Below are 25,716 nucleotides of genomic sequence, written 5' to 3'. Positions count from 1 at the left end.
CTCAGTTGCGCACCTGGCGGACCGGAAGCGACAGGGCCCGCAGCGGCGCGTCGGTGAGCGAGGCGACGGAGTAGAGCGGAACCCCGGAGTCGGCACCCACCACCGACACGGCACCTCGCAGTCCGGCACCTGTTGGCACGACCCAGACGGCGTCGGCGTCCCCGAGGTCGACGACCCGCGTCGAGTCGGCGGGGACGTCCACGGTGGTCGTTCGGCCGGTCGCACCCGACCCGATCCGCACCTGGGCGCTGGACGCCGTCGAACCCGTGCTGAGCAGCAGCCGCTTGGTCATGCCGCCGAGCGCCGGGAGCGCCAGGCCCGAGACGCCACGCAGGGCGGGCGTCGCCGGGGACCACGCGAAGTCACCCATGTGGTCGGCCGTGGTCGCACGTCGCTCGGTCCACGCCGAGGCGACGACCGGCTCGTCGGAGCGCAGCCCGAGGCCGACCGCACCGGACGCTCCCGGGACCTGCACGGCAGTGGTCGACTGGCCAGGGACCCGGACTGCTCGCAGGACGTCCGGCTGCACCGCACCTTTGTCGGTGAGGAGCCGGACCTGGACCAGGGCCTCGGTGTCACCGAGGTTGGCGATCCGCACCCAGACCGCGCCGCTGACGTCGACGCCGGCTATGACGAGGTCCTTCGACGGAGGTGCGGCGCGGGTGCCGTCGTCGATGCCGCGCGCGGTCGCTCCGTCGACCCACTGCTCGTCGAGCACGGCGGACACCACGCCGCCGGTCGCGGTGACGTGCACGACCGGCCCCGGCTCGTCGGGGGCGACTGCATCGAGCGAGATCACGGCCCTGGACAGCGGCGGGATCGACACCGAGTGGTCGTCCGTGCCGGGAAGCCGTCCCTTGGTGCCGAAGATCTCCAACGACGCCGTCACCGCGTTGGCTCCGGGGTTGCTGACGATCAGCCGCTCGGTGCGCGACGCGCCAGCCCCTCCGGCGACGAGCCAGACATCGGACGAGGGGGGCTGGCACGGCGTCACGGCCAGGCCTCGGTCATCGTCGCCGGTATGCCGCCAGACCTGGGTCGCCACTGCGCCGGGCGCCAGCGCGCTCTTGGCTCGCGCGACGACGGGGTATGCCGCTGTGACCGGTGCGCTCACGACCAGGCCACTCTGCCCACCGGAGGAGATCTTGGTCGCGTCCGGCCCGCCTTCCAGGGTCACGGTGCCGGAGCCGCCGTCGGGCACGCCTGAGACGAGGCCTTCCGGGAGCGGCGCCACTGCGGTCACGACGTCGCCCTTGACGTCACGCAGGCCCACGGCGCCGAGTCGCTGCTGGCCCGGGCAGACGAGTGTGGCCTGGTCGACGAGCACGCTCGAGGAGTCGGGAAGTCCGGCTCCGCTGTGCCGGTCGGCGAGCTGGACCGAACCGCTGACGTGCGTCGCGGCGAGCGCGAGCGCGGCCGCGGTCAGCGTCACCGCGCCGACCCGGGCGACACCTCCGAGATGCCTCATGCCCGCCTCCTCGACCGGCGGTTACCGAACGGCAAGGCCATGAAGACGACGAAGCCGAGCAGCAGGGCCTGACCCAGGCGCCACCACGGCTGGCCGGCCGCGAGGTCGACGGTCAGCTGACCCGCGCCGGGCGGCACGGCATACGTCGGCTGAGCTGCGCCCTTGACGGGCTGCAGCAGCCGCCCGTCGAAGCTGACCGTCGCGTGGTCGGCCCACTCGAGCGGCTCGGCGAGGACGAGGAGGCGGGTTCCGCTCCCGGACTTCGGCGCGGCCTCGAGGGAGGCGTCGACCGCGGAGTGCGGACCGATGGTCGGCACGACCGCGATGAGCCTGCCCGACGCGTCGACGAGGCGCGCCCGCGACGGAGCGCTGGCCGCCTCCGCACCCGGAGCCGGGGCGATCGGCTGCACCTTCCAGAGGATGCCCTGGTCGCTCGTGCCGAGCCGGCTCAGGCCCTGGCCGGAGTCGATGCGGCGCGCGGTCGCGGAGTCGGCGCCCGCCGTGGCCTGGACGAAGCCGATGCCGAGCCGCGCCAGCGCGGCGGAGTCGAGTGCGTCCGCCTCGCGCCCACCGACGAAGGTGGCGACGGCGTCGACGAGCGGCTGTTCGTCAGCGTCGGGGACGCGGTCGAGGTCGCGCAGGAGCTCGCCAGGCTCCTGCCCGGCGAGGACGAAGTCGACGACGTCGTCTGACGGTCGGATCACCAGAAGCCGGTTGGCGGTGGGTCCGTTGGCCTGCTCGACCGCTACGGCAGGCAGCGCCGCCTGGCCCACCGACAGGGTGCGGCCGGTCCCCTCGAGGCCCCACAGGGCGGCGCCCGCCGCGAGCGGCAGCACGACGAGGCTGACCGCACACACGGCTCCGACGAAACCCCACCTCCGGCCCGGCAGCTCGAGCTGGGCGAGGACGGACCGGCTGCCCGCGAGCAGCCCGACGAGGACCCCGGCGAACCACAGCTGCAGGCCCACACCCGCCCAGAGGCGGGCGTCGCCGGACTCGCCGACGCCCGTCTCGGCAGAGCCGAGCACGAAACGGCTCGATGCCAGCGCGATGGCGAGACCCGCGACAACCATGGCGCCGCCGGCCGCAAGGCCTGCCGTCTCGGCGCGGCTGCGGGAGCGGGTCGCGTAGCCGAGCACGCCGAGGACGACGACGGGCAGGACCAGCCACAGGGCGGCGGACCCCCGGCCCGCCTGCGCGAGGGCGCTCGTCAGGGGCTCCCACGGGCTCGGCGCGCCGTCCGTCGACACGAGTCCCGGACCGCTTGCGAGCAGCGCAGGGTCCTGGAGGAACCGCACGACCCACGGTCCGAGCAGCGCGGTGGGCACGACGAGAAGCACCAGCGCGCGTGCTCGGCGCAGGCCGGGACCGACGACGAGCAGGGCGAGCGCGGCCACGACGGAGAGCGCGAGGTAGGGCGGCGCGAAGGCTCCGAGGACGGCCGTGGCCAGTGCGGTGGCAAACGTCGCGGTGAAGGTGCCGTCCCCCCGTGCGGCAAGACAGAAGCCGGCGAGGACCAGCGGCAGCAGGACATGGGCGACCGCGAACGTCAGGCGGCCTTGCGCCACGCCGGTCGTGAGCACACCCGCGGTGGCCCAGGCGAACGCCGCCACGGCACGAGCCACCCGGGACGAGGTGACGACACGTCCGGCGAGGTATGCCGTCCACGCGGACAGCGCCGGCGCGAGGAACAGCAGCCAGGCGATGGTCACGCCCGCCGTCGACCGGCTGTCGGCCACACCGGGCACCCGCTCGGCGATCCAGGTGAGACCCGCGAGCACAGCGAGGTGCGGTCCGGACTCGGTGCCCGTGCCCAGGCCGGCGCCGTGCCAGGCGTCGCGGAAGGCGTGCCAGAGCCCCGACGACCCCGTGGTGACGGCGCGCAGCTCGCCTCCCGCGAGGCCGACGCGGGTCGGCGACAGTGCTCCTGCCCGCAGGGCGTCTCGCCAGGCAGCGGTCGTGGCGACCAGGGTGGCAACAACAGCCAGCAGCCCGGGGTGCGTCAGGAGCCGCCGAGGCAGCGAGGCCGGAAGGTTGTCGAGTGACTCGGACTCCTCGGCCACCGGGCCCGTCTCGGTCGTCGTCGCAACCTCACGCTTGGCTCCGGCGCGCTCGGGTGCGACCGCGTCCTGGATCTGGTCGAAGGTGGCACGCGCCGCGACGGACGGGGGGACGAACAGCGACCCCAGGTCGCCGCTGTGCAGGCGCCTCGTGCGGCGGCTGCGCCATCGTGCGCCCGTCGTGGCCACGGGGTGCAGGACCGCCGACAGGTCCGTGATCTCCCGCCAGGCCCGCCGCGGGCGCTTCGCGACGAGGAGCATGACCGCCGCGACGATCGCGGCCAGCACCATCCACACCACGAGCAGTGGTGCCAGCAGCAGCGAGCAGCGAGCCAGCGCGACCTGCCGGGCGGCGCGGCGGGCGCGCCGCTCGATGTCACCGGGACGCGGGACTCCCGTACGGCGGCCGTCAAGGCTCGCGGACGCGTCGCGCACGACGGCGGCGGGCACGACGACGACGCGATGTCCGGCGAGCTGGGCCCGCCAGCCGAGGTCGAGACCAGCACCTTCGGCGACAAAGGTGCGGTCGAACCCGCCGAGGTCGTCATAGACCGAGCGACGCAGGAGCATCCCGCTCGTGCTGACGGCCAGGACGTCGGCGCGGTGGTCGTACTGCCCTTGGTCGACCTCGCCGCGCGCGGGCGACCCGAGCAGGCGCCCCGTGCGGGTGACCTGGATGCCCAGGCCGACGAGGCGCCGCTGGTCATCCCAGCTGACCAGCTTCGGGCCGACGATGCCGACCGACTTGGACCGGAGCCCGGCATGGAGCAGCAGTGCGAGCGCATTCGCCCTGGGGACGGAGTCGTCGTGCAGCACCCACACCCAGCCGGAACGCTCACCGGGCAGCTGCTGCATACCGTGCTCGATGGCCCCTCCGACGGGAACCGCGGCGTCGAGCGTGACGATCCGAACGGATCCGACGGCCTGGCGTACGCGCTGGTGCGCGCGGGCGATCGCGACCGACGTGTCGCTGCTCGCGACGTCGACGATGACGAGCCGGGCTGGCGGCAGTGTCTGTGCGGCGATGCCGTCGAGACACTGCGCCAGCCAGGCGGCTCCGTCGTGCACGACGACGATCGCGTCGACCAGTCCGATGGGTCGGGGTCCTGTGGAGGGAGGGGCGGACACCGATCCAGACGGGGATCCCCCCGCGGTGGCGGAGGTGGTCAGGTCAGCGGCGAGCTCGTCGGGCACAGCGGTCACCTTCACCCGGACACCTGCTCGGAGCCGGGTCGGAACCACACGGTCAGACCGCGCGCTTCTTCAGCTTGCGGCGCTCCCGTTCTGACAACCCACCCCAGATGCCGAACCTCTCGTCATTGGCGAGGGCGTACTCGAGGCACTCGGCGCGCACCTCGCATCCCACGCAGACCTTCTTGGCCTCGCGGGTGGAACCGCCCTTCTCGGGGAAGAACGCCTCCGGGTCGGTCTGGGCGCAGAGCGAACGCTCCTGCCAGGAGAGCTCGCTCTCCCCGCCACCCGGATCCGACATGACCAACATCAACTCGTGCATGACCCCTCCTCGACCCTGACTTCCACTTGTGTCAGCACTGGCTGCATCCGGCGATACCGTTCCCCTGCGAGCGGGGTGCGAGAGCTGGCTGCCCACGCACGGTTCCGACCACCACGACGACCGACTTCGACGAATACAACAATGAAATTACAAGCGTGTCATACCCCGTGAGTCAAGCCCGTTAGTGATATTCGCTCCGTCCGATGACTCCACACCGACCCGCGATGCGCTGGCGCCCGGCGCGGCTGAGAGGATCGGCGCATGCGCATCACAGCCCTGGCCGGCGGAGTCGGCGGAGCCCGATTCCTTCGTGGCCTGCTGCATCATGTCGAGCTTGCCCGCACCGCCCCCGGCCCTGTGCGGGATGCCCTCACCGGCACTGACGAGCTGGTCGAGCCGGTCGAGCTGACCGTCATCGGCAACACCGGCGACGACATCACGCTGTTCGGCCTGCGCGTGTGCCCCGACCTCGACACGCTCCTCTACACCCTCGGCGGAGGCATCCACGAGGGGCAGGGCTGGGGGCGGGCCGACGAGACTCACAACGTCGCCGCCGAGCTGGCCGAGCTGGGCGCGACCCCCACGTGGTTCACCTTGGGCGACAAGGACTTCGGCACTCACGTCTTCCGCTCGCAGCTGCTCGGCCAGGGTATGCCGCTCAGCGCAGTCGTCGAGCGGCTGTCCCTGCGCTGGGGGCTGGACCGCCAAGGGGTCCGGCTGCTGCCGATGACCGACACCCCGGTGGAGACCCACGTCGTCGTCGACGAGGACGGCGAGCAGCGCGCGATCCATTTCCAGGAGTGGTGGGTCCGGCACCGGGCCGAGCTCCCGGCGGAGCGCTTCGTCGTCGCGGGGCTCGACCACGCCGCGGCGGCTCCCGGCGTCCTCGACGCGATCCGGGACGCAGATGTCGTGATCCTGCCGCCGAGCAACCCCGTCGTCTCGATCGGCATCATCCTCGGCGTGCCCGGGGTGCGCGACGCGCTCCGGGGCAGCCGCGCACCGGTCGTCGGGGTCTCTCCGCTCGTCGGGGGCCGTCCCGTCCGCGGGCACGCCGACGTGTGTCTTCGCACGATCGGCGTCGAGGAGACCAGCGCTGCCGTGGCCGGGCTCTACGCCGACTTCCTCGACGGCTGGCTCGTCGACGAGGAGGACCCGATGCAGGCGAGGCCCGGGCTCGAGGTCGTCCACCGGCCCCTGCTCATGACCTCGGTCGACGCGGCCGGGGCGATCGCCGGGGCCGCGCTGGACCTGGGGCTGCGGCTCCGCTCCGAGCGAGCTCCCGCATGACCGACGTAGCCGCCGGGACCGGCGCGAGCGAGCCGGACGTCCCCTCCGAGAGCGGCACCGCGCTCGTGACGATCATCCCGCTCACCGGCATACCCGAGGTGCGCGAAGGCGACGACCTCACCGCGCTCGTCGACCTCGGCCTCGAGCACGCGGGCGTGCGCCTCGCCGACGGCGATGTCGTCGTCGTGTCCAGCAAGATCGCCAGCAAGGCCCTCGGCCTGGTCACCCACGACCCCGACAAGGACCGGGTCGTGGCCGGGGAGACCGAGTACGTCGTCGCAGAGCGGACCGCCGGCGACCGGGTGACCCGGATCGTGCGGGCCAAGGCCGGGCCGATCATGGCCGCGGCGGGTGTCGACGGCTCCAACACCGGCGACCGCGGTGGATGGCTGCTGCTCCCCCACGACCCCGACCGGGTGTGCGAGCAGATCCACGACGGCCTCGGCGCGCGGCATGGCGTCCGGGTCGGCGTCGTCCTCAGCGACACGGCCGGTCGTCCCTGGCGGGTCGGTCAGGTCGACTTCGCGCTCGGTGCCCACGGCCTGCGCGTCCTCGACGATCTCCGCGGGGGTGTCGACGCGGACGGCAAGCCGCTCGAAGTCACGACGCGAGCGCTCGCCGACGAGATCGCCTCGGCCGCCGATCTGGCCAAAGGGAAAGTGGCGGCCGTGCCGGCCGCGGTCATTCGCGGCCTGCGCAACATCCTCGTCGACGAGCCGCTCGAGAGCCACCCGCGCGGTCGCGACCTCGTGCGCACCGGGCCGGGCGACTGGTTCGGCTACGGCCGTGCGGAGGCGGTGCGGGCCGCTCTCGGTGTCGAGCCCGGCACCGATGTCGCCACCGAGGTCGGGATCGCCCCGGCCGGCCCGGACACGCGAGTCGATGCCGTGTCCCGGGCTGTGCGCGCGGCGCTCCACGGCCTCGACTCGGCCACCGCCGACATGGGACCACTCACCGTCACTCTCGGCGCCGACACGCCATACGAGCTCGGCATGGTCGTTGCACGCCTGCAGGCCGCCCTGTGGTGCGAGCTCCTTCATGGCGATGCCGAGACGCCGTCGGCGGACGGGCTCTCCGTGGTCGTCCACGTCAGCGCCGACCACTCCTGAGACGCGTACCGCCCCGGGCGCGCGCCGGCGCGGCGATCCCGGAGCGCGCCGCTGCGCTCACCCGACCGTGAAGACCACCTTGCCGAAGACGTCGCCGTCGACCATCCGCGCGAACCCGTCGCGAGCCTGAGCCAGCGGCAGCACCGAGTCGACGGCGGGCTCGATCCGCTGCTGCACGACCAGCTGCGCCAGCTGGGCGAGCTCCTCTCGGGTCCCCATCGTCGAGCCGACGATGCGCAGCTGGCGGAAGAAGATCTTGGTCAGCTCCGCCTTGCTCGGGGCGTCGCCGGACGTCGCACCCGAGATGACGATCGTGCCGCCCGAGCGCAGCGAGTTGACCGAGTGCGACCAGGTCGCCGCGCCGACGGTCTCCATCACGGCGTCGACGCGGTCGGGCAGCCGTTCACCGCTGGCGAAGACGCGGTCGGCGCCGATGTCCAGCGCCCGTCGGCCGCGGGCCTCGTCCCGGGACGTGACCCACATCCGGTACCCGGCGGCCGAGCCCAGCTGCACCAGAGCGGTCGCCACTCCCCCGCCCGCGCCCTGGACGAGCACGGTGCCACCCGGCCGGACGCCGGAGTTGGTGAACAGCATCCGGTATGCCGTGAGCCACGCCGTCGACAGGCACGCCGCTGTCTCCCACGACATCGACTCGGGCTTCGGCACGACGTTCGTCGCCGGCACGGCGACCTTCTCCGCCAGGGTCCCGTCGTGCAGCTCCGACAGCAGCGTGCGTCGTGGGTCGAGCGTCTCCTCGCCACGCCAGCCCTCCGAGGGCACGACGGAGTGGATGATGACCTCGTTGCCCTGCTCGTCGACTCCGGCCCCGTCGCAGCCGAGCACCATGGGCAGCCTGTCTGCGGGCAGCCCGACGCCGCGCAGCGACCAGACGTCGTGGTGGTTGAGAGCGGCTGCCTTGAGGTCGACCGTGACCCAGCCAGGAGGCGGCGTCGGGTCCGGGCGCTCGCCGACGACGAGACCCGACAGCGGGTCGGATGCGGACTGACTTGCGGCGTAGGCAGCGAGCATTCCAGCACCATACTGACCGGGCTCGGCGCAGGGTCCGGCCCGTGATCGACGACACGCGTCACGTCCTCTGGACGCCGCACGTCGAGGGGTCGCCGCCGACATACCTGCCACCCAGCCACGTCCTCCTCGATGCGGGCGCGTCTCGAGCGCCTCGCGGGCCACCGGTAGGGTCCTGCGCGTGAACGACGACACCCAGGTCGAGCCGCGCCCGGCGACCGAGCCATCCCGTATGCCGGCTGCAGCCGAGCCCCGAGCGCCGCGCGGCACCGACGCGCGGTCGGTGGCTCTGGTGGCGGTCTTCACGGCGCTGCTCGTGGCCGCCGCGGTCGTCCCCGGCATACCCGTCGGCGGCTTCGGTGTGCCGCTCACCCTGCAGACCCTCGCGGTACTTCTCACGGGTCTCGTGCTCGGGCCGGCGCGCGGCGGGCTCGCCGTCCTGCTCTACCTCGTGCGCTCGGCTACGTCGGTCTCCCCGTCTTCAGCGGCGGCACCTCGGGACTGCAGGTCCTGGCCGGACCGACAGCCGGCTACCTGCTGTCGTTCCCGGTCGCCGCCGTCGTGGCCGGCTTCGCAGCCGTCCAGGTGGTGCGGCGCGCCCGACGCGCGCTGTGGGCGCCCCTGCTCGCTGCGGCCGGCGTCGCGACGTCGGTCCTCGTCGTCCACTCGCTCGGCATCCTCGGCCTCATGGTCAACGCGAAGCTGCCCCTCGGCGCCGCGGTCGTCGCGGACCTGCCGTTCCTGCCCGGCGATGTCCTCAAGTCCATCGTCGCGGGTGTGGCCGCGGCCGCCGTGCACCGCGCCTTCCCCGACGTGCTCGTGAGGCGCACCCGCCGCATCCTGTGACCTCGATCCGGCTCGACCACGCGACCGTCGCGGTCCTGCTCGACGGAGACCGCGGCCCTCGGCAGAAGACCATCCTGGAACCGGTCGACCTCACGCTCGACGAGTCCCGGGTGACCGTCATCGGCGCCAACGGGTCGGGCAAGTCGACGCTGTTGCGACTGCTCAACGGCCTGGTGCACCCGACTCAGGGCACGGTGACCGTCGACGGGATCGACACGGTCCGCGACGGAGCGCGCGTGAGGCGGCGCGTCGCCTTCGGATTCACCGACCCCCTCTCCCAGCTCGTCATGCCGACAGGGCGCGAGGACGTGGAGCTGTCGCTGCGGCGCATCCACCGGTCACGGTCCGAGCGCCGTGCGGCGGCCGAGCAGGTGCTTGCGCGCTTCGGCCTGACGGGACTCGCCGACCAGAGCGTCTACGACCTGTCCGGCGGCGAGCGTCAGCTGCTGGCGCTCGCGGTCGTGCTCGCCACCGAGCCGGCGGTCCTCGTGCTCGACGAGCCGACCACGCTGCTGGACCGGCGCAACACCACCCTGCTCCGCCGCACGCTGGCGGCCCTGCCGCAGACTCTCGTGGTCGCGACGCACGACCTCGACCTCGCCCTCGACGCCGAGCGCACACTCGTCGTCGACAACGCCCGCATCGTGTACGACGGGCAGCCTGCGGACGCGGTGGCCTTCTACCGTGCCCTTGCGGACTCTTCATGACCGGGCCAGGTCTCTTCACGGCGCATGTGCCCGGCACGTCGTTCCTGCATCGAGCGCCCTTGTGGCTCAAGCTGGTCGGCGTTCTGTTCATCGGTGCCGTGCCATGGCTCGCGTCGAGTGTGTGGCCGATGGCCATCGTGTCGCTGGTCCTCGTGCTCGTAGTGGCGGCCGCGGGCCTGCCGGCCCACCGCCTCCTGAGGTCCTTGCGCGCGCTGGCACCCGTCCTCGTCGTGCTGGGCGCGTACCAGTGGTGGGCTCGAGACCTCCCGTATGCCGTCCGCGTCGTCCTCGGCATCGCCAACGCCTTCGTGGCGGCCGGCATCCTCACGGCGACGACGCCGGTGACCGAGCTGCTCGACGGCGTCGTGCGAGCGGCACGACCGCTGCGCCGGATCGTCGATCCGGAGGTCGTCGCGCTGACGCTCGGTGTCGCTGTCCGCTCGGTGCCGTGGGTGGCCGGGTCGTTCGCAGCGGTGCGCCAGTCGGCCCGCGCGCGCGGCCTGGACCGCAGCCTCCGCGCACTCGTCGTGCCGACCGTGGTGCACACCGTCGCCTACGCGAGGGCGACCGGTGAGGCACTCGCGGCCCGTGGCCTCACCGATCCGGACGACCGCGCCTGATGGTGTGGTGCCAGGCGCACAGCAGAGGGTGCGCCTGGCACCACAGGCATCGGCCCTACTCGGCCAGCCGGGACACCGCAGCCGCGACGCTCGGGGCGACCCGGTCGTCGAAGACGCTCGGAACGATGCGATCCGCTGTCGGCTCCGGGACGAGCGCGGCGATCGCCTCGGCGGCCGCGAGCTTCATCTCCTCGGTGATCGCGCGAGCCCCGGAGTCCAGGGCACCCCGGAAGATCCCGGGAAACGCGAGCACGTTGTTGATCTGGTTGGGAAAGTCCGAGCGCCCCGTGGCCACGACCTCGGCGAAACGGGTGGCCACGCCCGGGTGGACCTCGGGGTCGGGGTTCGCGAGCGCAAAGATCACGGCCCGCGGCGCCATACGCATGAGGTCGCGCTCGGCGACGGTCCCGCCCGAGACCCCGATGAACACGTCGGCCCCGCTGAGGGCGTCGCCGAGACTGCCCGTGACGCCTCGTGCGTTGGTGTCGGCGGCCAGCTCGGCCTTGTGCGGCGCCAGGTCGCCGCGGTCCGGGCCGAGCACGCCCCTGGAGTCCGTGACGATGACGTCGCCGACACCTGCCGCGAGCAGGATCCGGGTCACCGCGACCCCGGCGGCACCGGCCCCGGACACGACGACGGTGAGGTCGGCCAGCTCCTTCTCGACGACCTTGACGGCGTTGAGCAGCGCCGCCAGGGCCACGATCGCCGTGCCGTGCTGGTCGTCGTGGAAGACGGGGATGTCGAGCCGCTCCTTGAGGCGCCGCTCGATCTCGAAGCAGCGTGGCGCCGAGATGTCCTCGAGGTTGATGCCCCCGTAGGTCGGCGCGATGCGGGCGACCGCCTCGACGATCTCCTCGACAGTCCCGGTCTCCATGCACACCGGCACGGCATCGACGTCGGCGAAGTGCTTGAACAGCACCGCCTTGCCCTCCATGACCGGCATGGCGGCGAGCGGCCCCACCGCGCCGAGGCCGAGCACGGCGGTGCCGTCGCTGACCACGGCAACGGTGTTGCGGCGGGTGGTGAAGATCGTGGCGAGGGCCGGGTCGGCCGCGATGGCTCGTGACACCTCGGCGACGCCCGGGGTGTAGAGCAGCGAGAGGTCGGCAGCGTCGCGCAGCGCCGACGTGGCGTGTACCCCGAGCTTGCCGCCCTCATGGGCCACGAAGATCGGGTCCCTCGGGTCGAACAGCTGGCTGGTGGGCAACGCACTCATGGTTGGAAACACCTCGTTCGCGTGGGAAAGACGAGGGCAGACCGCCCTCACTGATAGACAGTGCCGGGGTCTGGCCTGCGAGTCGTTCGCGCGACGGGGGTTGCCCGAAGGTCGCCATTCTGGCATGCGAGACGGCCTTGCTCAAAGGGGCCGGCGCCGGACTGTGAGCACCGTCTCAAGGCGTCTCAAGGCGTCTCAAGGCGTCTCAAGGCGTCCCAATGCGGTGTGGGGTCAGCCGGTGGGCGTCGTGGCGCCGAGCGCGCGCAGCAGCGCGTCGACGACGCGCGGGTCGTACTCGTATCCGAGTCCGAGGTAGATCCGCTCGATCGCGGCCTCGCGGGCGCGGACGCTGCGGGCCCCCGCGGTGAGGTCCTCGTAGGCGTTGACCACCTTGACGATCCGGCTCGTGAGGGGAATCTCCTCGCCGAGCTCGCGGACCTGGCGGTACGGCGTCGTCTGGTGCTCGAGGATCCGGGCGACGCCCTCGAAGACACCGGTCTCCCGGACGATGGCCACGGTGTCGGCTTCGATCCGCCGCTGGTCCGCAGGGGCGGCGAGAACGGTCGCCCCTCCGGGGATCGGCTCCACCAGGGCGACCTGGCCGATGTCGTGCAGCAGCGCGGCATACTCCAGGTCGAGCAGCTCTCGCTCGGACAGCCCGAGCTCCCGGCCGACCCGGACGGCGACGTCCGCGACGCGCTCGGAGTGGCCGGACGGCGTGTACCCGGCTGCGTCCGTGAGCCGGGAAAGGGTGCGGATGCTCTGCAGGTAGGTGGCGCGGATGCTGACGTAGCGGCGGAAGGCGAAGAGCGTCAGCACCAGGGGCACGAGGAACAGCGGCAGCGCCGCGATCCCGAGCGGTGGCGCCGCGAGAGCGATGAGCACACCGGTCACGGCGACGGCGGTCGACAGGGCGAACGAGGACCACAGCTCCTCGACGAACGCGCGTCGGACGTTCGCGGTGGCCGACCAGGCCCGCAGGGTCGACGTGAACAGGATGTCGGCCAGCAGGGCGACTCCGGAGATCGCGAGCATGAGCAGCGCAAGCTGCCACGGAACGAGGCTGTCGCCGGGGACCGCTGTCCCGGGCTCCTGTCCCAGGTAGAGGGTCCGGTAGAGCACCGCCACGACGCCGACCGCGACGAACCGGCCGGCCGTCTCGACGAAGCTGACCGGCCGCCCCGCGAGCAGTCTGGCCCCGGCCCCCAGTCCCATCGAGACCCCGGTGGCGGCGACGACGAGCGCGGCGGCATACGTGACGAAGTGCCCCTCGGGCACCTCGACCGTGAAGGCCAGCCCGAACGCAGCAGCCGTCGCGATCGGCGCCGCCCCGCGCAGCCCGGGTGCCGACAGCTGGAACCACTCACCGAGCACGATGGTGACCGAGAACGCGGCGACGACGCCGATGCTGGACTGCTGGTGCCAGCCGGGCATGTCCCCCGTCCGCGTCGCGACCACGACGGACAGCACCAGCCCGACCGCGCCGAGGACGAGCGCCACCCCCTCACTGCGAGACGGCCCGCTCACCGGCCGGCCCCTGACGTGACTGCGGCCTGCCAGCCGTGCTTCTCCAGGGCGGCACGGGTGGCCGAGACGACACTCGGGTCGAAGCGCCCGGAGTCCCGGTCGAGCGGCCGCAGCACCTCGGCGACCGCCACGCCGGGCGCGGCCGGCGTCGCCGTCGACAGGTCCTCGACCGCAGTGACCACGGCCACGATGCGCGCCGCGACCGGGATGTCGAGCCCAGCGAGACCGTCGGGCCGGCCGCGCCCGTCGAATCGCTCGTGCTGGTGGCGTATGCCGGACCGTGCGTCCTCGAGGAAGTCGATGCCCTCGATCATCCGGGCTCCCATGACGCAGTGCCGAGCCACGACGCGGCGCTCGGCGTCGGTCAGCGACTCGGGCGCCCGGCGCAGCAGGCGCGTGGGCACACCCAGGTGCCCGATCTGGTGGAGCGTCGCGGCATACCGGACCGTGCCGATCTGGTGGGGGCCGAGCCCGAGCTCCTCGGCGACCCACTCGGCGAGCATCGCTGCGCGGCGGCTGCGCGCGACCGCCTGCGGCTCCTTGGTGCCGAGCGCGGTGACGAGGGTGTCAACGGTCCGCTCGTGCGATCGGAGCTCCTCGCCGTACTGGATGAACGCCCACCGGGCCGCCAGCAGCGGAGCCATGATGAGCAGCGCGCTGAAGGCGCCAAGGTCGGCAGGGAACCACAGGATGACGAAGAGGAACCCGATGATCCCGTAGCCGACGTAGGCCACACCCGAGCTGACGAGCACGCGGCGGACGAACACCCCGAAGGGCACCCGTTGGTACAGGTGGATGACTCCGGAGAGCAGCACCGCGTTGGTGATGCACTGGACGACGTCCGCGACCATCAGGGGCACGCCGACCTGCACCGCGAGGTTCGCCAGACCCGTGACGTCGTTGAGGTTGTCGGCCCCGTTGGCGAAGACATACGCCCACGCTCCGGCGGCACCGATCGTGCCGGTCATCGCGACGTTGAAGAGGTTCTGGAACCACTTGACCTCGCTCTCCCGGTCGATGACGACCGAGAGACTCCCGACGCACCACGCGCCGAACGGCCCGAGGATCGCCCCCGAGGCGAGCAGGATGATCGACAGGAACGAGAAGCCGATGCGCGAGGTCACCGCCGGTTCGCGCAGGTTGAAGCTGAGGATCCCCATGGCCGTCAGCAGCAGCAGCGGAAGCAGGTCCGGGTGGCGGCCGAACATCCACGAGACCACGCCGAGCGCGAGCCCGAGCACGACGACGAACGCGATGTAGAAGGGCAGCAGCCGCGACGGGGGTGGCTGCTCGGGACGGGTGGTCACACGCTATTCAAGCCTGAGGACGGATGGGTCCTGCAAGACATGGACGGATCGCAGGACGAGCAGCATGGGACGAACCGGCACGAGACCGTGCAGTGTCGGGGCGTTCTCGCGCCCGTTCCGGGCCGGATGCCAACGCGGGTACGCAGGCCGGTTCCACGCCAGCCGGGGCGACTCAGCCGCCGCCCCAGGTCCAGGTCGTCAGGTACTGAATCGCCTGGAGGGTCAGGTCGTCGACCGCGAGGGCCGACAGAAGTGCGGCGAACATGGGGGCTCCTTACCAAGCGTCCTTGTTCCGAATGCGTGCACCGCTAGGGGCCGCGCCGCACGCAGCACGGAACATGTGAGGTCTCCCTCGCGCGGTAGCCTGCCAAAATGGCCAGCCGCCTGGAAAGTTGAGCGAACTCGCACGGTCGCTTCTTGACCAAGAATTTAACGTCTCTTGGTGATCAGCAGACCGATTGGGCCCTGAGGTGCCCATGTGGAAGAATCGGCCTTCGTGTCTGGCGTCGTGACGACCGACCCGCGCCGACGAGGCGTCCAGGTCCCCTCACCCGCCCGGACACGACAGACCACCAGCATCATGAAAGAGAGCAGACGATGAGCAAGCGCGCCCGCAAGCGCCGCTCCCGCAAGGGCAACGCCGCCAACCACGGCCGCAAGCCCAACGCCTGAGCAGCGAGACAGACGACAAGGCCCGTCCCGATTCTTCGGGACGGGCCTTTCGTATGCCGTGAGCCGCGCCGGCGCCAAGCTGGCCGGATGCGGGGGGGGCCGGGTGGGCCGTGGCCGCGTGGCCTGGCGCCGCGCTCAGCCGCGGTCGATCCGGATCACGGTCATCGAGATGCGCGACATGATCGTGGTCCGCAGCGCCTCGGGAGCGTGCTCCGCGCCGCACGAACGCCGTACGAGCGCCTTGAGCGTGGTGTCGAGGTCGTACTCCTTGAGGCACGGGCCGCACTCGTCGAGGTGGGCCTGGATCTTGGCGCAGTCCTCCGGGCCCAGCTCGCCGTCGAGGTACTCGTAGACCCGCAGCAGGGCTTCGGAACAGTCGGTGCCGGACCGCTCGTGCAGCTCGTCGCCCTGGGTGTCGTCGTTCATGACGCGGTTCCTTCCGTGCCCGCCCCCGCGCCGGTGCCGGCCGCGACGAAACCCCGCTCCGCGGCATACTCCGACAGCAGCTCACGCAGCTGCCGCCGCCCGCGGTGGAGCCGGCTCATCACGGTCCCGATCGGTGTGTCCATGATCTCCGCGATCTCCTTGTAGGAGTAGCCCTCGACGTCGGCGAAGTACACCGCGAGCCGGAACTCCTCCGGAATCTCCTGCAGCGCACGCTTGACGTCTGAGTCGGGCAGGTGGTCCAGCGCCTCGGCCTCGGCCGACCGGAGCCCGGACGACGAGTGCGACTCGGCGCGCGCCAGCTGGTAGTCCTCGATGTCGGACGAGTCCGACTCGAGCGGCTGGCGCTGCTTCTTGCGGTAGCTGTTGATATATGTGTTGGTGAGGATGCGGTACATCCACGCCTTGAGGTTCGTGCCGGGGCGGTACTGGTGGAAGGCGGCGAACGCCTTCGCGTACGTCTCCTGGACGAGGTCCTCGGCATCGCTGGGGTTGCGGGTCGTGCGCAGCGCAGCGCTGTAGAGCTGGTCGAGCAGGGGCATCGCCTCGACCTCGAAACGGGTGCGACGCTGGTCCTCGGTCTCGGTGGCGACGTCGACCGTCCGGTCGTCAGTCGCCGCGGCCTGTGCTGCGGCCGGGGTCGAGGCCGTCGCGGCGGTGTCCGTGGCGCGCGCGCTACGTCGTGACGCCTTCGCTCGCTCGGGCTGGGCGTGCGGCTCGGCGACCCACGTCGCCGCGGCCTGGTCAGTCTGCTTGTCCTTTGCCATCGCCATCCAGCCTAGACCGGCGCTCTGAGAGGCCGATTCACGCAGGGTCGAGGTGGTCGAGGTGGTCGAGGTGGTCGACGGGGTCGATGTCGTCGCCGGGCGGACTGAGGCGTTCGGCGGGCAGTAGACCATGGCTGGTGCAACGACGGTCAACCGGGGAGCATTCCCGCGATGCGGACCAGCGCGTCGGTGAGGGCACCCCGGGAGCCCTTGGGAAAGCTGTGCGCGCCGGGGACCTCGACGAGGGTCGCGCCACGCGGCAGGTGTGGGCGCACCTCCGCGGGCGTGCCGAAGGTGTCGTTGGTGCCCTGCACGACCCAGGTGGGATCTGGTGCGAGGGCCAGCTCGTGGGCGCGTAGCTTGTCGGGCTGTCCAGGCAGATGCAGCGGGAAGCTGAGCATGAGGCCCGCGTCGGCCTCCAGTCGCTCGGCAGTCCGGCACGCCACCCGCGCTCCGGCGCTGCGTCCGCCGACCACGAGCGGGCGCGGCAGCTTGCCGCGCCCTGCCAGCAGCGCCTCGACGATGGGCACCCAGGCGACGTCGAGCGTCGGCGGGCGTCCCGCCACGCTACGGCCGGCGACGAGCCACGGCTGCTCGACCAGGACGACTGCCCAGCCCGCTGCCAGGAGCACCTCACGTGCGACGGTCAGATCGAGGGCGCGAAGGCCTCCCCCGGCCCCGTGCCCGAGGACCACCGTGCCGCGGGCGCGCGTGGGACGGCATACGTGGGCGCGGCCCGGCCCCTCGGGGGTGTCGATCTCGCGCACGGTCTCCTTCGGCTGCGCCGTCACGCCCCGATCACCTCGCCGGTCATGGGGTCGACGACCCCGTCGAGCTCGGCGGCGGGCACGGGCGCGACGAGCCACGCGCCGTTGTTGCTCGTCGAGCCGACCGCGCGGCTCACGGGGTGCGCCTCGAACCGGCCGGGCTGGGCGAACTCGAGGAGCGAGCGCACCACCTCGGGGTCCTTCTCGGCGGGGTCGAGCCATTGCTGCCACTGCTCGGGCTCGAGCACGAGCGGCTGCCGGTCATGGATGCGGTCCATCCCGGGGTCGGCGGCGGTGGTGATGATCGTGAACGTCGTGAGCCAGGCCTCGGGATCCCCGTCCGGACGCTCCTTGTCACGCCAGAACTCGTAGAGCCCGGCGAACGCGACCGGGCGCCCGTCGGCGCGGTGGATGAAGAACGGCTGCTTGCGGGGCTTGCCCTTGGCGTCGACAGCGGTCGGCGAGGCCTGCCACTCGTACCAGCCGTCCGCCGGCACGATGCAGCGGCGCGACAGCGCCGCCTTGCCGAACGCGCCCTTGCCGAGGACCGACTCGGCGCGGGCGTTGGTCATGCGCAGACCCATCTTGACGTCCTTGGCCCAGGCGGGCACGAGCCCCCACGTCAGCAGCCTCAGCTGCCGGGTCGGCGGCGTTGCGTCGTCGGCGCCGCGCGGGGACCGGGTCAGCACGACCGCAGCCTGCTTGGACGGCGCCATGTTCCAGTCGGGCTCGCCGGCAGGCGGGGACTGGGGGTTCTTCAGGACGCTGCGCCCGGGCTCGCCCATGTGGTCCTCGTCGATGTCGAACTCCTCGACGAGCTCGTCGGGCCGCGCGCTCGCGGCATACCTCCCACACATGCGGCTCAGCGTATGCCGCCCCGCCGACGACGCGACCGCGCGGCGAATCCCTGTGGGCGGCTCCGCTGCCGGGTCGGGTATGTCGATAACGTAGGAGCCAACCAATCCGCGAGGCCAGGCTTGCCGCACGGCGCCTCGGCCGAAGGAGGAAGCCGCAATGATCGTCCGCCGTCTCGCCCGTCCCCTGCTCGCCTCCGTGTTCGTCGCGGCAGGCATCGACGCCTTGCGCCATCCCTCCAGCCGCAGCCACCAGGCTGCCAACCTGCTGGAGAAGGTCCCCGACCGGGTCCCGGGCTCCGAGGTCGCAGCCCGGGCCGCCAAGGACCCCGACGTCTTCGTCCAGGTCAACGGCGGCGTGCTGATCGCCGGCGGTCTGCTCCTCGCGACGGGCCGGATGCCGCGGCTGGCCTCCACGGTGCTCGCCGCCTCGATCGTGCCCACGACGGCCATCGACCACGCCTTCTGGGAGGAGACCGACCCCACCCGCAAGGCACAGAGCCGCAGCCTCTTCTTCAAGAACGTCGGCCTGCTCGGTGGGCTGCTACTCGCAGCCGTCGACACCGAGGGCAGGCCGGGTCTGGTCTGGCGCGCGCAGCACGCCAGCAGGACGACGCGCCGCGAGGCCCGTCACGCCGCGCGAGCCGCCTCGCGCGAGGCCCATTTCATCGCCCATCGAGCACAGGACGTCGTGAGCGCACATTGAGTCCCGCTGATCCATCGCCCACCGCGCCGGCCACCGGCGACACCCTCATCGCCCCGCCGGACTGGGCCGCCCCCGTAGCTGGAGGGCCGCTCGACGCGACCGTCGTCCTGCCCGGCAGCAAGTCACTGACCAACCGCTACCTCATCCTGGCGGCGCTCGCGAGCGAGCGGTCGCGGCTGCGGGCCCCACTCCGGTCCCGCGACACGCTCCTGATGGCCGACGCCCTGCGCACGCTGGGCGTGCGGATCGTCGACGTCCCCGCCGAGGGCGAGCCCTCGGGATCGGTCGACGACTGGCTCGTCACGCCGCCCGAGCGCCTGCGCGGAGACGTGACCATCGACTGCGGCCTCGCCGGGACCGTGATGCGCTTCCTGCCTGCGGTCGCCGCGCTCGCCGACGGCCCGGTCCGCCTCGACGGCGACCCGCAGGCGAGGGTTCGGCCGATGGCTCCTGTCGTCGACGCGCTTCGCGTGCTCGGCGCGGCCGTCGACGACGCCGACGGGCACCTGCCGGTGACGGTGCACGGGCAGGGCGGTGTGCCGGGCGGCTCGGTGACCATGGACGCGTCGGCGTCGTCGCAGTTCATCTCGGCGCTGCTGCTCGCCGGAGCCCGCTACGACGAGGGCGTGACCGTGCACCACGACGGCAAGCCGGTACCGAGCGAGCCGCACATCATCATGACGGTCGAGACCCTGCGTGACGCCGGGGCCATCGTCGATGACAGCGAGCCCAACACGTGGCGCGTCGAGCCTTCGGAGATCAACGCGTTGGACGTGTCTGTCGAGCCGGACCTGTCCAACGCCGGTCCTTTCGTCGCGGCCGCGCTCGTCGCCGGAGGCACCGTCCGCGTCCCGGGCTGGCCGCAGCACACGACCCAGGCCGGTGACATGCTCCGCGAGATCCTCGACTCCATGGGCGCGGACGTGCGGCTCGACCGGTCGGGGCTGACGGTCGTCGGCGGCGACGAGCTCGTCGGCATCGACATCGACCTGCACGACGCGGCCGAGCTGACGCCGACGGTCGCAGCGCTCGCGGCCCTCGCCTCCACTCCGTCGTGGATCCGCGGCGTCGCCCACATCCGGGGCCACGAGACCGACCGGCTGGCCGCCCTGACTGCCGAGCTCTCAGCGCTGGGCGGCCGGGTCACCGAGACCGAGGACGGACTGCGCATCGCCCCGGCGTCCTTGCACGGCGGGCGATTCCGCTCGTACCACGACCACCGCATGGCCACCGCGGGCGCCATCATCGGCCTGCGCGTGCCCGGGGTGAGCGTCGAGGACATCGGGACCACGCGAAAGACGCTGCCTGACTTCGTCGGCCTGTGGCAGGGCATGCTCGCGGGCGACCTCGGCCCAATGCCGGCAGTGCGGCTCGCATGACCGGGCCCGCTCGATGAGCCCGCGGGACCTCGACGAGGACGACGTCCGCGTCCGCCCGAGCCGCAAGGGATCGAGGCCCCGCACGAAAGAGCGCCCGGCCCACGCCGACGCGCTGGTCGGCATGGTGATCGGTGTCGACCGTGGCCGCTACACGTGCCTGCTGCCGCGCGGATCCGGTGGGCGCAAGGAGCGCGAGCGGGTCGTGGTCGCGATGAAGGCACGCGACATCGGGCGCACCCGCGTCGTCGTCGGCGACGACGTCGCTCTCGTCGGCGACACCTCCGGCGCGCAGGACACCCTGGCCCGGATCGTGCGCATCGAGGAGCGGCGGTCCGTGCTGCGCCGCACAGCCGACGACACCGACCCCTTCGAGCGCGTCATCGTCGCCAACGCGGACCAGCTCGTCATCGTCACGGCTCTGGCCGACCCCGAGCCTCGCCCGCGGATGATCGACCGGTGCCTCGTCGCGGCATACGACGCGGGGCTCGAGCCGCTGCTCGCGCTGACCAAGTCCGACCTGGTCGACCCCGCCGAGTTCCTCAGCTCGTACGCGCCGCTGGAGGTGGAGCACGTCGTGACCTCGTGGAACGGCGCCGACTTCACCGGTCTCAAGGAGCTGCGCGACCGGCTCTCCGGTCAGGTCTCCGTGCTTGTCGGCCACTCCGGTGTCGGCAAGAGCACCCTGGTCAACGGTCTTGTGCCCGGTGCGCAGCGAGCGACGGGTGACGTCAACGACACGACCGGGCGGGGGCGGCATACCTCCACGAACGCCGTGGCGCTCCGGCTCGTCGACGCCGCGGGCGACCCGGACGGCTGGGTCATCGACACGCCCGGGGTGCGGTCCTTCGGGCTGGCCCACATCGACGTCGACCGGATCATCGACCATTTCCCCGACCTCGCGGCCGGCACCGAGGGCTGCCCCCGAGGCTGCACGCACGACGAGCCGGACTGCGCCCTCGACGACTGGGTCGCGCAGGGCCACGCCGGACCGGCCGGTCCCTCGCGGCTGGCCTCGCTGCGGCGGCTGCTTGCGAGCCGTTCGGGTGAGGAACGCTGACGCTCTGGGCATTCCGCCCGCACGGCTGTCCGTGGCGCTAGGTTGACCGGGTGACCTCCTACGACGACGACCTTCGACTGGCCCACGTCCTCGCGGACGCCGTCGAGCGCGTGACCGTGGCCCGGTTCCGCGCAGCCGACCTCGTCGTGGAGAGCAAGCCCGACCTCTCGCCGGTCACCGACGCCGACCGGGCCGCCGAGGAGCTCGTCCGCGGCCAGCTCAAGCGCACCCGGCCGCGCGACGCCGTCGAGGGCGAGGAGTTCGAGACGACGGGTCACGGGCCGCGGCGCTGGATCATCGACCCGATCGACGGCACGAAGAACTTCGTCCGTGGCGTCCCGGTGTGGGCCACGCTCATCGGGCTCGTCGTCGACAACGAGCCGGTGCTGGGCCTCGTCGCAGCGCCCGCGCTGCAGCGGCGGTGGTGGGCCGCAACGGGATCCGGCGCCTGGACCGGGCGGTCGCTGTCGTCGGCGAGGCGCATCAACGTCTCCCAGGTCGGCCGGCTCGGTGACGCGTCCCTGTCGTACTCGTCGCTGGCCGGCTGGCGGGTGCGGGGCAAGCGCGACGACTTCCTCGACCTCATGGACGACTGCTGGCGCACGCGCGCCTACGGCGACTTCTGGTCCTACATGCTCGTCGCCGAAGGCGCCGCGGACATCGCAGCGGAGCCGGACCTCGCGGTGCATGACATGGCCGCCCTCGTGGCCATCGTGCAGGAAGCCGGAGGACGCTTCACCGGCCTCGACGGACGAGACGGGTGCTGGAGCGGCAACGCGCTCGCGACCAACGGCCTCCTCCACGCCGAGGTGCTCCGGCGGATCGGTATGCCGTCCGGCTGAGACGGGCGGGCGCACCTCCGTCGGGGCGGCATACCCTCGGCGCATGACCTGGCGCCTCCGCTTCGCTACAGCGCGTGATCTCGCATGAGCCTCTCTGTTCGCGCGGCCACGGCCGATGACGTGCCAGTGCTCTCGGAGGTGGCGGCGGCCACGTTCGGGCTCGCGTGCCCGCCGAGCATGACCCAGGACCGCGTGGAGGCGTTCATCCGCGAGGTGCTCTCACCGGAGCGGTTCGTCGAGTACGTTGCCGACCCCGAACGGCACGTGCTCGTGGCCGAGGACGCCGGCGGCGCCGCCCTCGGCTACGCGATGCTCGTCTCCGGCGAGCCCTACGACGCCGACGTCCGCGACGCCATCCGGCTGAGGCCGACGGTGGAGCTGAGCAAGATCTACGTCCTGCCCGCGGCCCACGGCACCGGAGCGGCCGCCGAGCTCATGAGAAGGTCACTCGACTGGGCGCGCTCGAGCGGAGCCACCGGGGTGTGGCTCGGGGTCAACCAGCAGAACGAGCGAGCCCAGCGCTTCTACGCCAAGAGCGGTTTCGAGCGCGTTGGCACCAAGCGCTTCCTCGTCGGTGGGGTCTACGAGGACGACTACGTCCTCGAGCGCCCGCTGCCCTGACCCGCCGGATCCCCTGGCCCACGCCATCCTCCAAGTCGAGTGAGCACTCCGTCCCACCGGCCACACGTGCAACGTGACGGGTGTGACGGGGTGGCCACTCGACCTGAAGGGGGGAAGGGGTGGGGTGATCAGGCGTCGGTCACCACGGTGACCTCGCCGAGACCCAGTCCCTGCACCGCGGCACGGTGCTCGTCCGCGTCGCCGACCATGACGATCGTCCAGCCGGAGCCCGGCGTCCCGGTGCCGATGCCGGCCCCGGCCGCGAAGCGGGCGTATGCCGCGTCGACCCGAGCCGTGTCGACCGTGGCCAGATCGCGCAGGTTGGCGGTCGTGAACTCGGTGGTCCGACCGTCGAGAGCCATACCCACGGCCTCGTCCGCGATGGTGTCGGCGGTGGCATAGCGCCCGGGCGCGGTCTTGCCGATGAAGTCGACGCCAGAGCGGATCTCCTTGTCGCGGAATCCTTCTCGCCCGCTCTCGAGGATCTCGACGAGAAGGCGCAGCGACTCGGTCGTCGAGTCGGAGCGCACGGAGCCCGAGGTCAGGAACACCCCACCGCGCCGGCGCGGCCGGAAGGTCGACCGGATGCCGTAGGTGTAGCCCTTCTCCTCGCGCAGCACCGCGTCGATGCGCGCGTTCGGGGACCCGCCGACGACGAAGCCGAGCACCGGGTACGGCGCCCAGCCGCCCTCGACCGAGCGGTCCGGACCGGGCGCGCCGATGACGAACTCCGTCTGCACCGACCCCGGCCGCGAGACGAGGACGATGCGCGCCCGGTCGGGCGCGAGCGTCGCCTCGTGCTGAAGGTAGCGGTCGCGGTCGCGTGGACCGCGTGCCCACTCACCGAGGGCGGCCGACACGAGCGCGGGCACGTCGAGCCCGGCGAGGTCACCGGCGATGCAGATCGTCGCGCCGGCGGCGACGACGTGATCCGCGTGGAAGGCGGCGACGTCCTCGCGCGTGATCGCGCCGACGGTCTCGGGGGTGCCGCCGGTGGGGCGGGACGAGCGGTCGCCCAGGTCGTAGAACGTGCGGACGAACTCGAGCCCGGCGCGGTTGGCCGCGACCGACCGCTCCTGCTCGATCTCGGCCAGGCGGGTGCGGACCTGGCGGGCCACCTCGGTCTTGGGGAAGACCGGCTCGGTGATGATCTGCCTCAGGAGGTCGAGCGCCGGCTCGAGGTTGCCCTTGACGACGTCGATGTCGAGCGAGAGCCCGGCATCGGACATCCCTGCGCCGAAGCTGACGCCCTTGCGCTCGAGGAGCCGGGCGAACTCCTCGGCCGAGTACGTCGCGGTGCCCTCGTCGAGGGTGCGCGACATGATCGTCGCGACGCCCTCGCGGTCCGTCGGCTCCTCGCGCAGTGGCACGGGGAGCCCGACGCGCACGGACAGGACGTACTGCCCGGGCACGTCGTAGGTGACGAGGCGCAGCCCGTTGGGCAGGTCGTGGGTCGTCGCGGCCGGGAAGTCCCACGGCTCGGGAGCCGCCACGACGGGGCGGGCGATGGTCGTCACTGGGCCTCCTCGGCAGCTGCGTCGGTGTCGTTCGGTGTGGCTGTGGCGAGGTATCGCACCACGGCCCGGGCCTCCGGGTCGAGCCACGTGGCGGCGACCTCCCGCACCTGCTGGGCGGTCACCGCACGGATGCGTTCGACGAACGTGTTGACGTATGCCGGGTCGCCGGTGAGCAGAGCGTGGTGGCTGATGTGGTCGGCGCGCTCCTCGATGCTGGCAAGGGCGCTGAGCCAGGAGCGCTCGGTGTCGGCGATGACCGACTCGAGCTCGGCGTCGTCCGGGCCCTGCTTGATGAAGTCGCGGATCTCCTCGCAGACGGCCGCCTCGACCTGCTCGACATCGGCGCCGGCGGACACGTCGACGGTGATCGTTCCGAGGCCCACGCCGTCGACCAGGCCCATCGTCCAGCCGCCGACGGCGACAGCCGTCTCGTCATTGCGGACCAACCGTCGCACGAGGCGTGAGCTCGACAGGCCGCCGAGCACGTCGACGGCGATCTGGCAGGCGAGGTACTCCGGTGTGGTGTCGACCGGCAGCCGGAACGCCACGTAGATGCGGTCGTTCGGGACGTCGCCCACCCGGTCGAGCCGCACCGGCTCGCTGATCGGCGAAAGCTGCGGGAGCCGCCCGCGGGCGTGCAGCTCGATCGGCGGAAGGTGGCCGAAGTACTTCTCGGCCGCGGCGAAACCGTCCTCCCGAGTGACGTCGCCGACGAGCGTCAGCACGGTGTTGTTGGGGCCGTAGTGGGCCCGGAAGAAGGCGTGGACGTCCTCGAGTGTCGCGGCGTCGAGGTCCTCCATCGACCCGATGGTCGGGTGGTGGTACGGGTGGTCCTGCGGGAACGCGGTCGCGTAGATGTCGATGAGGGCGGATCCGTAGGGCACGTTGTCGTACCGCTGACGCTTCTCCTCCTTGACGACATCGCGCTGGTTGTCGAGGTTCTCCTGGGTCACCGCGTCGAGCAGGTAGCCGTGCCGGTCCGCCTCGAGCCAGAGGGCCAGCTCGAGCGCGCCGGTCGGGACGGTCTCGAAGTAGTTCGTCCGGTCGAACCAGGTCGTCGCGTTGAGCCGGGCCCCTTCGTCCATGAGGGCCGAGAAGTGCTCGCCGGAGGCGACGTTGCGGCTGCCCTGGAACATCAGGTGCTCGAAGAGGTGCGCGAACCCGGTGCGGCCTGGCGACTCATGCCGGGAGCCCACGCCGACCCAGAGGTTGACCGCGACGTTGGGCACGGTGTGGTCCTCGCTGACGATGACCCGCAGGCCGTTGTCGAGGGTGCGCTCGACGAGCGGGTAGGAGATCGCTGTCACGCGCTCGACCTTATGCGACTGTCCCTTGCGTTCGAGGTAGAGGTCGGGCTCTGGAACGACCGCATACTTCCAATGACCTGCGGACAGGTAACTG

The 25,716-nt window shown here is 72.1% G+C and carries 24 protein-coding genes and 1 pseudogene; 12 read left to right on the top strand and 13 right to left on the bottom strand.

Translation table 11 applies throughout. The features are described from left to right. Nucleotide 1 precedes the first annotated feature (1 nt). Genes ACWEOW_RS20905 through ACWEOW_RS20895 form a run of 3 tightly spaced genes read right to left on the bottom strand, consistent with a single transcriptional unit; the run spans nucleotide 2 to nucleotide 5,041 of the window. Nucleotides 2-1,468 carry a DUF5719 family protein gene (locus tag ACWEOW_RS20905; RefSeq protein ID WP_452271172.1) on the bottom strand — a complete coding sequence of 489 codons (1,467 nt, stop codon included), beginning with the start codon at nucleotides 1,466-1,468 and terminating at the stop codon, nucleotides 2-4. Next, nucleotides 1,465-4,737, bottom strand: coding sequence for a glycosyltransferase family 2 protein (locus ACWEOW_RS20900; RefSeq protein WP_452271171.1), 3,273 nt, complete (start codon nucleotides 4,735-4,737; stop codon nucleotides 1,465-1,467). Before ACWEOW_RS20900 ends, ACWEOW_RS20905 begins: the two co-directional genes overlap by 4 nt. A 37-nt stretch (nucleotides 4,738-4,774) precedes the next feature. Further along, the gene (locus tag ACWEOW_RS20895) at nucleotides 4,775-5,041 is read right to left on the bottom strand and encodes a WhiB family transcriptional regulator (protein WP_452271170.1); all 267 of its coding nucleotides are present in this window, start codon (nucleotides 5,039-5,041) and stop codon (nucleotides 4,775-4,777) included. Between the two features lie 261 nt (nucleotides 5,042-5,302). On the opposite strand from ACWEOW_RS20895, the gene cofD reads away from it, so the two are divergent. Together cofD and ACWEOW_RS20885 are read left to right on the top strand one after the other, a co-directional pair. Continuing rightward, complete coding sequence (gene cofD / locus ACWEOW_RS20890) at nucleotides 5,303-6,331, top strand: 2-phospho-L-lactate transferase (RefSeq protein WP_452271169.1); 1,029 nt, start codon at nucleotides 5,303-5,305, stop codon at nucleotides 6,329-6,331. Continuing rightward, the gene (locus ACWEOW_RS20885) at nucleotides 6,328-7,440 is read left to right on the top strand and encodes a coenzyme F420-0:L-glutamate ligase (RefSeq protein ID WP_452271168.1); all 1,113 of its coding nucleotides are present in this window, start codon (nucleotides 6,328-6,330) and stop codon (nucleotides 7,438-7,440) included. The genes cofD and ACWEOW_RS20885 overlap by 4 nt, the downstream gene beginning before the upstream one ends. 57 nt (nucleotides 7,441-7,497) lie before the next feature. On the opposite strand, the gene ACWEOW_RS20880 is transcribed toward ACWEOW_RS20885, so the two are convergent. Next, complete coding sequence (locus tag ACWEOW_RS20880; RefSeq protein WP_452271167.1) at nucleotides 7,498-8,469, bottom strand: zinc-binding dehydrogenase; 972 nt, start codon at nucleotides 8,467-8,469, stop codon at nucleotides 7,498-7,500. Between the two features lie 229 nt (nucleotides 8,470-8,698). On the opposite strand from ACWEOW_RS20880, the pseudogene ACWEOW_RS20875 reads away from it, so the two are divergent. The 4 genes and pseudogenes from ACWEOW_RS20875 to ACWEOW_RS20860 all read left to right on the top strand — a co-directional run. After that, a pseudogene (locus ACWEOW_RS20875) lies at nucleotides 8,699-8,881 on the top strand (biotin transporter BioY); the annotation flags it as partial. A gap of 86 nt (nucleotides 8,882-8,967) precedes the next feature. Further along, entirely contained in the window at nucleotides 8,968-9,312 is a 345-nt protein-coding gene (locus tag ACWEOW_RS20870) for a biotin transporter BioY (protein WP_452271222.1), read from the top strand. Next, complete coding sequence (locus ACWEOW_RS20865) at nucleotides 9,309-10,019, top strand: energy-coupling factor ABC transporter ATP-binding protein (protein WP_452271166.1); 711 nt, start codon at nucleotides 9,309-9,311, stop codon at nucleotides 10,017-10,019. Before ACWEOW_RS20870 ends, ACWEOW_RS20865 begins: the two co-directional genes overlap by 4 nt. Beyond that, nucleotides 10,016-10,639: an energy-coupling factor transporter transmembrane component T family protein gene (locus ACWEOW_RS20860; protein ID WP_452271165.1), complete on the top strand. Its 624-nt coding sequence runs from the start codon at nucleotides 10,016-10,018 to the stop codon at nucleotides 10,637-10,639. Before ACWEOW_RS20865 ends, ACWEOW_RS20860 begins: the two co-directional genes overlap by 4 nt. A 55-nt stretch (nucleotides 10,640-10,694) precedes the next feature. Here ACWEOW_RS20860 and ACWEOW_RS20855 read toward each other — a convergent pair whose 3' ends face one another. The 3 genes from ACWEOW_RS20855 to ACWEOW_RS20845 form a co-directional block, all read right to left on the bottom strand. Then, complete coding sequence (locus ACWEOW_RS20855; RefSeq protein ID WP_452271164.1) at nucleotides 10,695-11,855, bottom strand: NAD(P)-dependent malic enzyme; 1,161 nt, start codon at nucleotides 11,853-11,855, stop codon at nucleotides 10,695-10,697. A gap of 231 nt (nucleotides 11,856-12,086) precedes the next feature. After that, entirely contained in the window at nucleotides 12,087-13,382 is a 1,296-nt protein-coding gene (locus ACWEOW_RS20850; RefSeq protein WP_452271163.1) for an HD-GYP domain-containing protein, read from the bottom strand. Further along, nucleotides 13,379-14,689: an HD-GYP domain-containing protein gene (locus ACWEOW_RS20845; RefSeq protein ID WP_452271162.1), complete on the bottom strand. Its 1,311-nt coding sequence runs from the start codon at nucleotides 14,687-14,689 to the stop codon at nucleotides 13,379-13,381. Before ACWEOW_RS20845 ends, ACWEOW_RS20850 begins: the two co-directional genes overlap by 4 nt. 597 nt (nucleotides 14,690-15,286) lie before the next feature. Here ACWEOW_RS20845 and ACWEOW_RS20840 point away from each other — a divergent pair. Further along, on the top strand, nucleotides 15,287-15,361 hold the full coding sequence (locus tag ACWEOW_RS20840; RefSeq protein ID WP_369791897.1) for a 50S ribosomal protein bL37: 75 nt from the start codon (nucleotides 15,287-15,289) through the stop codon (nucleotides 15,359-15,361). A gap of 135 nt (nucleotides 15,362-15,496) precedes the next feature. Here the strand turns inward: ACWEOW_RS20840 and rsrA are convergent, their stop codons facing one another. Genes rsrA through ACWEOW_RS20820 form a run of 4 tightly spaced genes read right to left on the bottom strand, consistent with a single transcriptional unit; the run spans nucleotide 15,497 to nucleotide 18,196 of the window. Continuing rightward, nucleotides 15,497-15,787, bottom strand: a complete 291-nt coding sequence (gene rsrA, locus ACWEOW_RS20835; RefSeq protein WP_452271161.1) for a mycothiol system anti-sigma-R factor — start codon at nucleotides 15,785-15,787, stop codon at nucleotides 15,497-15,499. Beyond that, nucleotides 15,784-16,704, bottom strand: a complete 921-nt coding sequence (locus ACWEOW_RS20830) for a sigma-70 family RNA polymerase sigma factor (protein WP_452271221.1) — start codon at nucleotides 16,702-16,704, stop codon at nucleotides 15,784-15,786. The genes rsrA and ACWEOW_RS20830 overlap by 4 nt, the downstream gene beginning before the upstream one ends. A 17-nt stretch (nucleotides 16,705-16,721) precedes the next feature. Further along, on the bottom strand, nucleotides 16,722-17,363 hold the full coding sequence (locus ACWEOW_RS20825; RefSeq protein ID WP_452271160.1) for an alpha/beta hydrolase family protein: 642 nt from the start codon (nucleotides 17,361-17,363) through the stop codon (nucleotides 16,722-16,724). Further along, nucleotides 17,360-18,196 carry an SOS response-associated peptidase gene (locus ACWEOW_RS20820; protein WP_452271159.1) on the bottom strand — a complete coding sequence of 279 codons (837 nt, stop codon included), beginning with the start codon at nucleotides 18,194-18,196 and terminating at the stop codon, nucleotides 17,360-17,362. Before ACWEOW_RS20820 ends, ACWEOW_RS20825 begins: the two co-directional genes overlap by 4 nt. Before the next feature lie 157 nt (nucleotides 18,197-18,353). On the opposite strand from ACWEOW_RS20820, the gene ACWEOW_RS20815 reads away from it, so the two are divergent. The 5 genes from ACWEOW_RS20815 to ACWEOW_RS20795 all read left to right on the top strand — a co-directional run bounded on the left by ACWEOW_RS20815 (nucleotide 18,354) and on the right by ACWEOW_RS20795 (nucleotide 22,798). Further along, nucleotides 18,354-18,899, top strand: a complete 546-nt coding sequence (locus ACWEOW_RS20815; protein ID WP_452271158.1) for a DoxX family protein — start codon at nucleotides 18,354-18,356, stop codon at nucleotides 18,897-18,899. After that, the gene (aroA, locus tag ACWEOW_RS20810; RefSeq protein ID WP_452271157.1) at nucleotides 18,896-20,278 is read left to right on the top strand and encodes a 3-phosphoshikimate 1-carboxyvinyltransferase; all 1,383 of its coding nucleotides are present in this window, start codon (nucleotides 18,896-18,898) and stop codon (nucleotides 20,276-20,278) included. The genes ACWEOW_RS20815 and aroA overlap by 4 nt, the downstream gene beginning before the upstream one ends. Nucleotides 20,279-20,291: 13 nt before the next feature. After that, nucleotides 20,292-21,335 carry a ribosome small subunit-dependent GTPase A gene (gene rsgA / locus ACWEOW_RS20805; protein WP_452271156.1) on the top strand — a complete coding sequence of 348 codons (1,044 nt, stop codon included), beginning with the start codon at nucleotides 20,292-20,294 and terminating at the stop codon, nucleotides 21,333-21,335. 50 nt (nucleotides 21,336-21,385) lie between these two features. Continuing rightward, the gene (hisN, locus tag ACWEOW_RS20800) at nucleotides 21,386-22,177 is read left to right on the top strand and encodes a histidinol-phosphatase (RefSeq protein ID WP_452271155.1); all 792 of its coding nucleotides are present in this window, start codon (nucleotides 21,386-21,388) and stop codon (nucleotides 22,175-22,177) included. Nucleotides 22,178-22,261: 84 nt separating this feature from the next. Beyond that, nucleotides 22,262-22,798, top strand: coding sequence for an N-acetyltransferase family protein (locus tag ACWEOW_RS20795; RefSeq protein ID WP_452271154.1), 537 nt, complete (start codon nucleotides 22,262-22,264; stop codon nucleotides 22,796-22,798). A gap of 128 nt (nucleotides 22,799-22,926) precedes the next feature. On the opposite strand, the gene ACWEOW_RS20790 is transcribed toward ACWEOW_RS20795, so the two are convergent. Together ACWEOW_RS20790 and ACWEOW_RS20785 are read right to left on the bottom strand one after the other, a co-directional pair. Then, nucleotides 22,927-24,315: a M16 family metallopeptidase gene (locus tag ACWEOW_RS20790; RefSeq protein WP_452271153.1), complete on the bottom strand. Its 1,389-nt coding sequence runs from the start codon at nucleotides 24,313-24,315 to the stop codon at nucleotides 22,927-22,929. Beyond that, nucleotides 24,312-25,622, bottom strand: a complete 1,311-nt coding sequence (locus tag ACWEOW_RS20785; protein ID WP_452271152.1) for a M16 family metallopeptidase — start codon at nucleotides 25,620-25,622, stop codon at nucleotides 24,312-24,314. Before ACWEOW_RS20785 ends, ACWEOW_RS20790 begins: the two co-directional genes overlap by 4 nt. Between the last annotated feature and the right edge of the window lie 94 nt (nucleotides 25,623-25,716).

The organism is Monashia sp. NPDC004114, from assembly GCF_053603855.1.
This window is presented reverse-complemented; position numbering and strand designations above follow the sequence as displayed.

What these genes read in the sequence shown, in the direction of transcription:
- ACWEOW_RS20905 (WP_452271172.1), bottom strand. Translation starts at nt 1,468, where the DNA reads ATGAGGCATCTCGGAGGTGTCGCCCGGGTCGGCGCGGTGACGCTGACC.
- ACWEOW_RS20895 (WP_452271170.1), bottom strand. Translation starts at nt 5,041, where the DNA reads ATGCACGAGTTGATGTTGGTCATGTCGGATCCGGGTGGCGGGGAGAGC.
- cofD (WP_452271169.1), top strand. Translation starts at nt 5,303, where the DNA reads ATGCGCATCACAGCCCTGGCCGGCGGAGTCGGCGGAGCCCGATTCCTT.
- ACWEOW_RS20885 (WP_452271168.1), top strand. Translation starts at nt 6,328, where the DNA reads ATGACCGACGTAGCCGCCGGGACCGGCGCGAGCGAGCCGGACGTCCCC.
- ACWEOW_RS20880 (WP_452271167.1), bottom strand. Translation starts at nt 8,469, where the DNA reads ATGCTCGCTGCCTACGCCGCAAGTCAGTCCGCATCCGACCCGCTGTCG.
- ACWEOW_RS20860 (WP_452271165.1), top strand. Translation starts at nt 10,016, where the DNA reads ATGACCGGGCCAGGTCTCTTCACGGCGCATGTGCCCGGCACGTCGTTC.
- ACWEOW_RS20855 (WP_452271164.1), bottom strand. Translation starts at nt 11,855, where the DNA reads ATGAGTGCGTTGCCCACCAGCCAGCTGTTCGACCCGAGGGACCCGATC.
- rsrA (WP_452271161.1), bottom strand. Translation starts at nt 15,787, where the DNA reads ATGAACGACGACACCCAGGGCGACGAGCTGCACGAGCGGTCCGGCACC.
- ACWEOW_RS20830 (WP_452271221.1), bottom strand. Translation starts at nt 16,704, where the DNA reads ATGGTCTACTGCCCGCCGAACGCCTCAGTCCGCCCGGCGACGACATCG.
- ACWEOW_RS20820 (WP_452271159.1), bottom strand. Translation starts at nt 18,196, where the DNA reads ATGTGTGGGAGGTATGCCGCGAGCGCGCGGCCCGACGAGCTCGTCGAG.
- ACWEOW_RS20815 (WP_452271158.1), top strand. Translation starts at nt 18,354, where the DNA reads ATGATCGTCCGCCGTCTCGCCCGTCCCCTGCTCGCCTCCGTGTTCGTC.
- rsgA (WP_452271156.1), top strand. Translation starts at nt 20,292, where the DNA reads ATGAGCCCGCGGGACCTCGACGAGGACGACGTCCGCGTCCGCCCGAGC.
- ACWEOW_RS20795 (WP_452271154.1), top strand. Translation starts at nt 22,262, where the DNA reads ATGAGCCTCTCTGTTCGCGCGGCCACGGCCGATGACGTGCCAGTGCTC.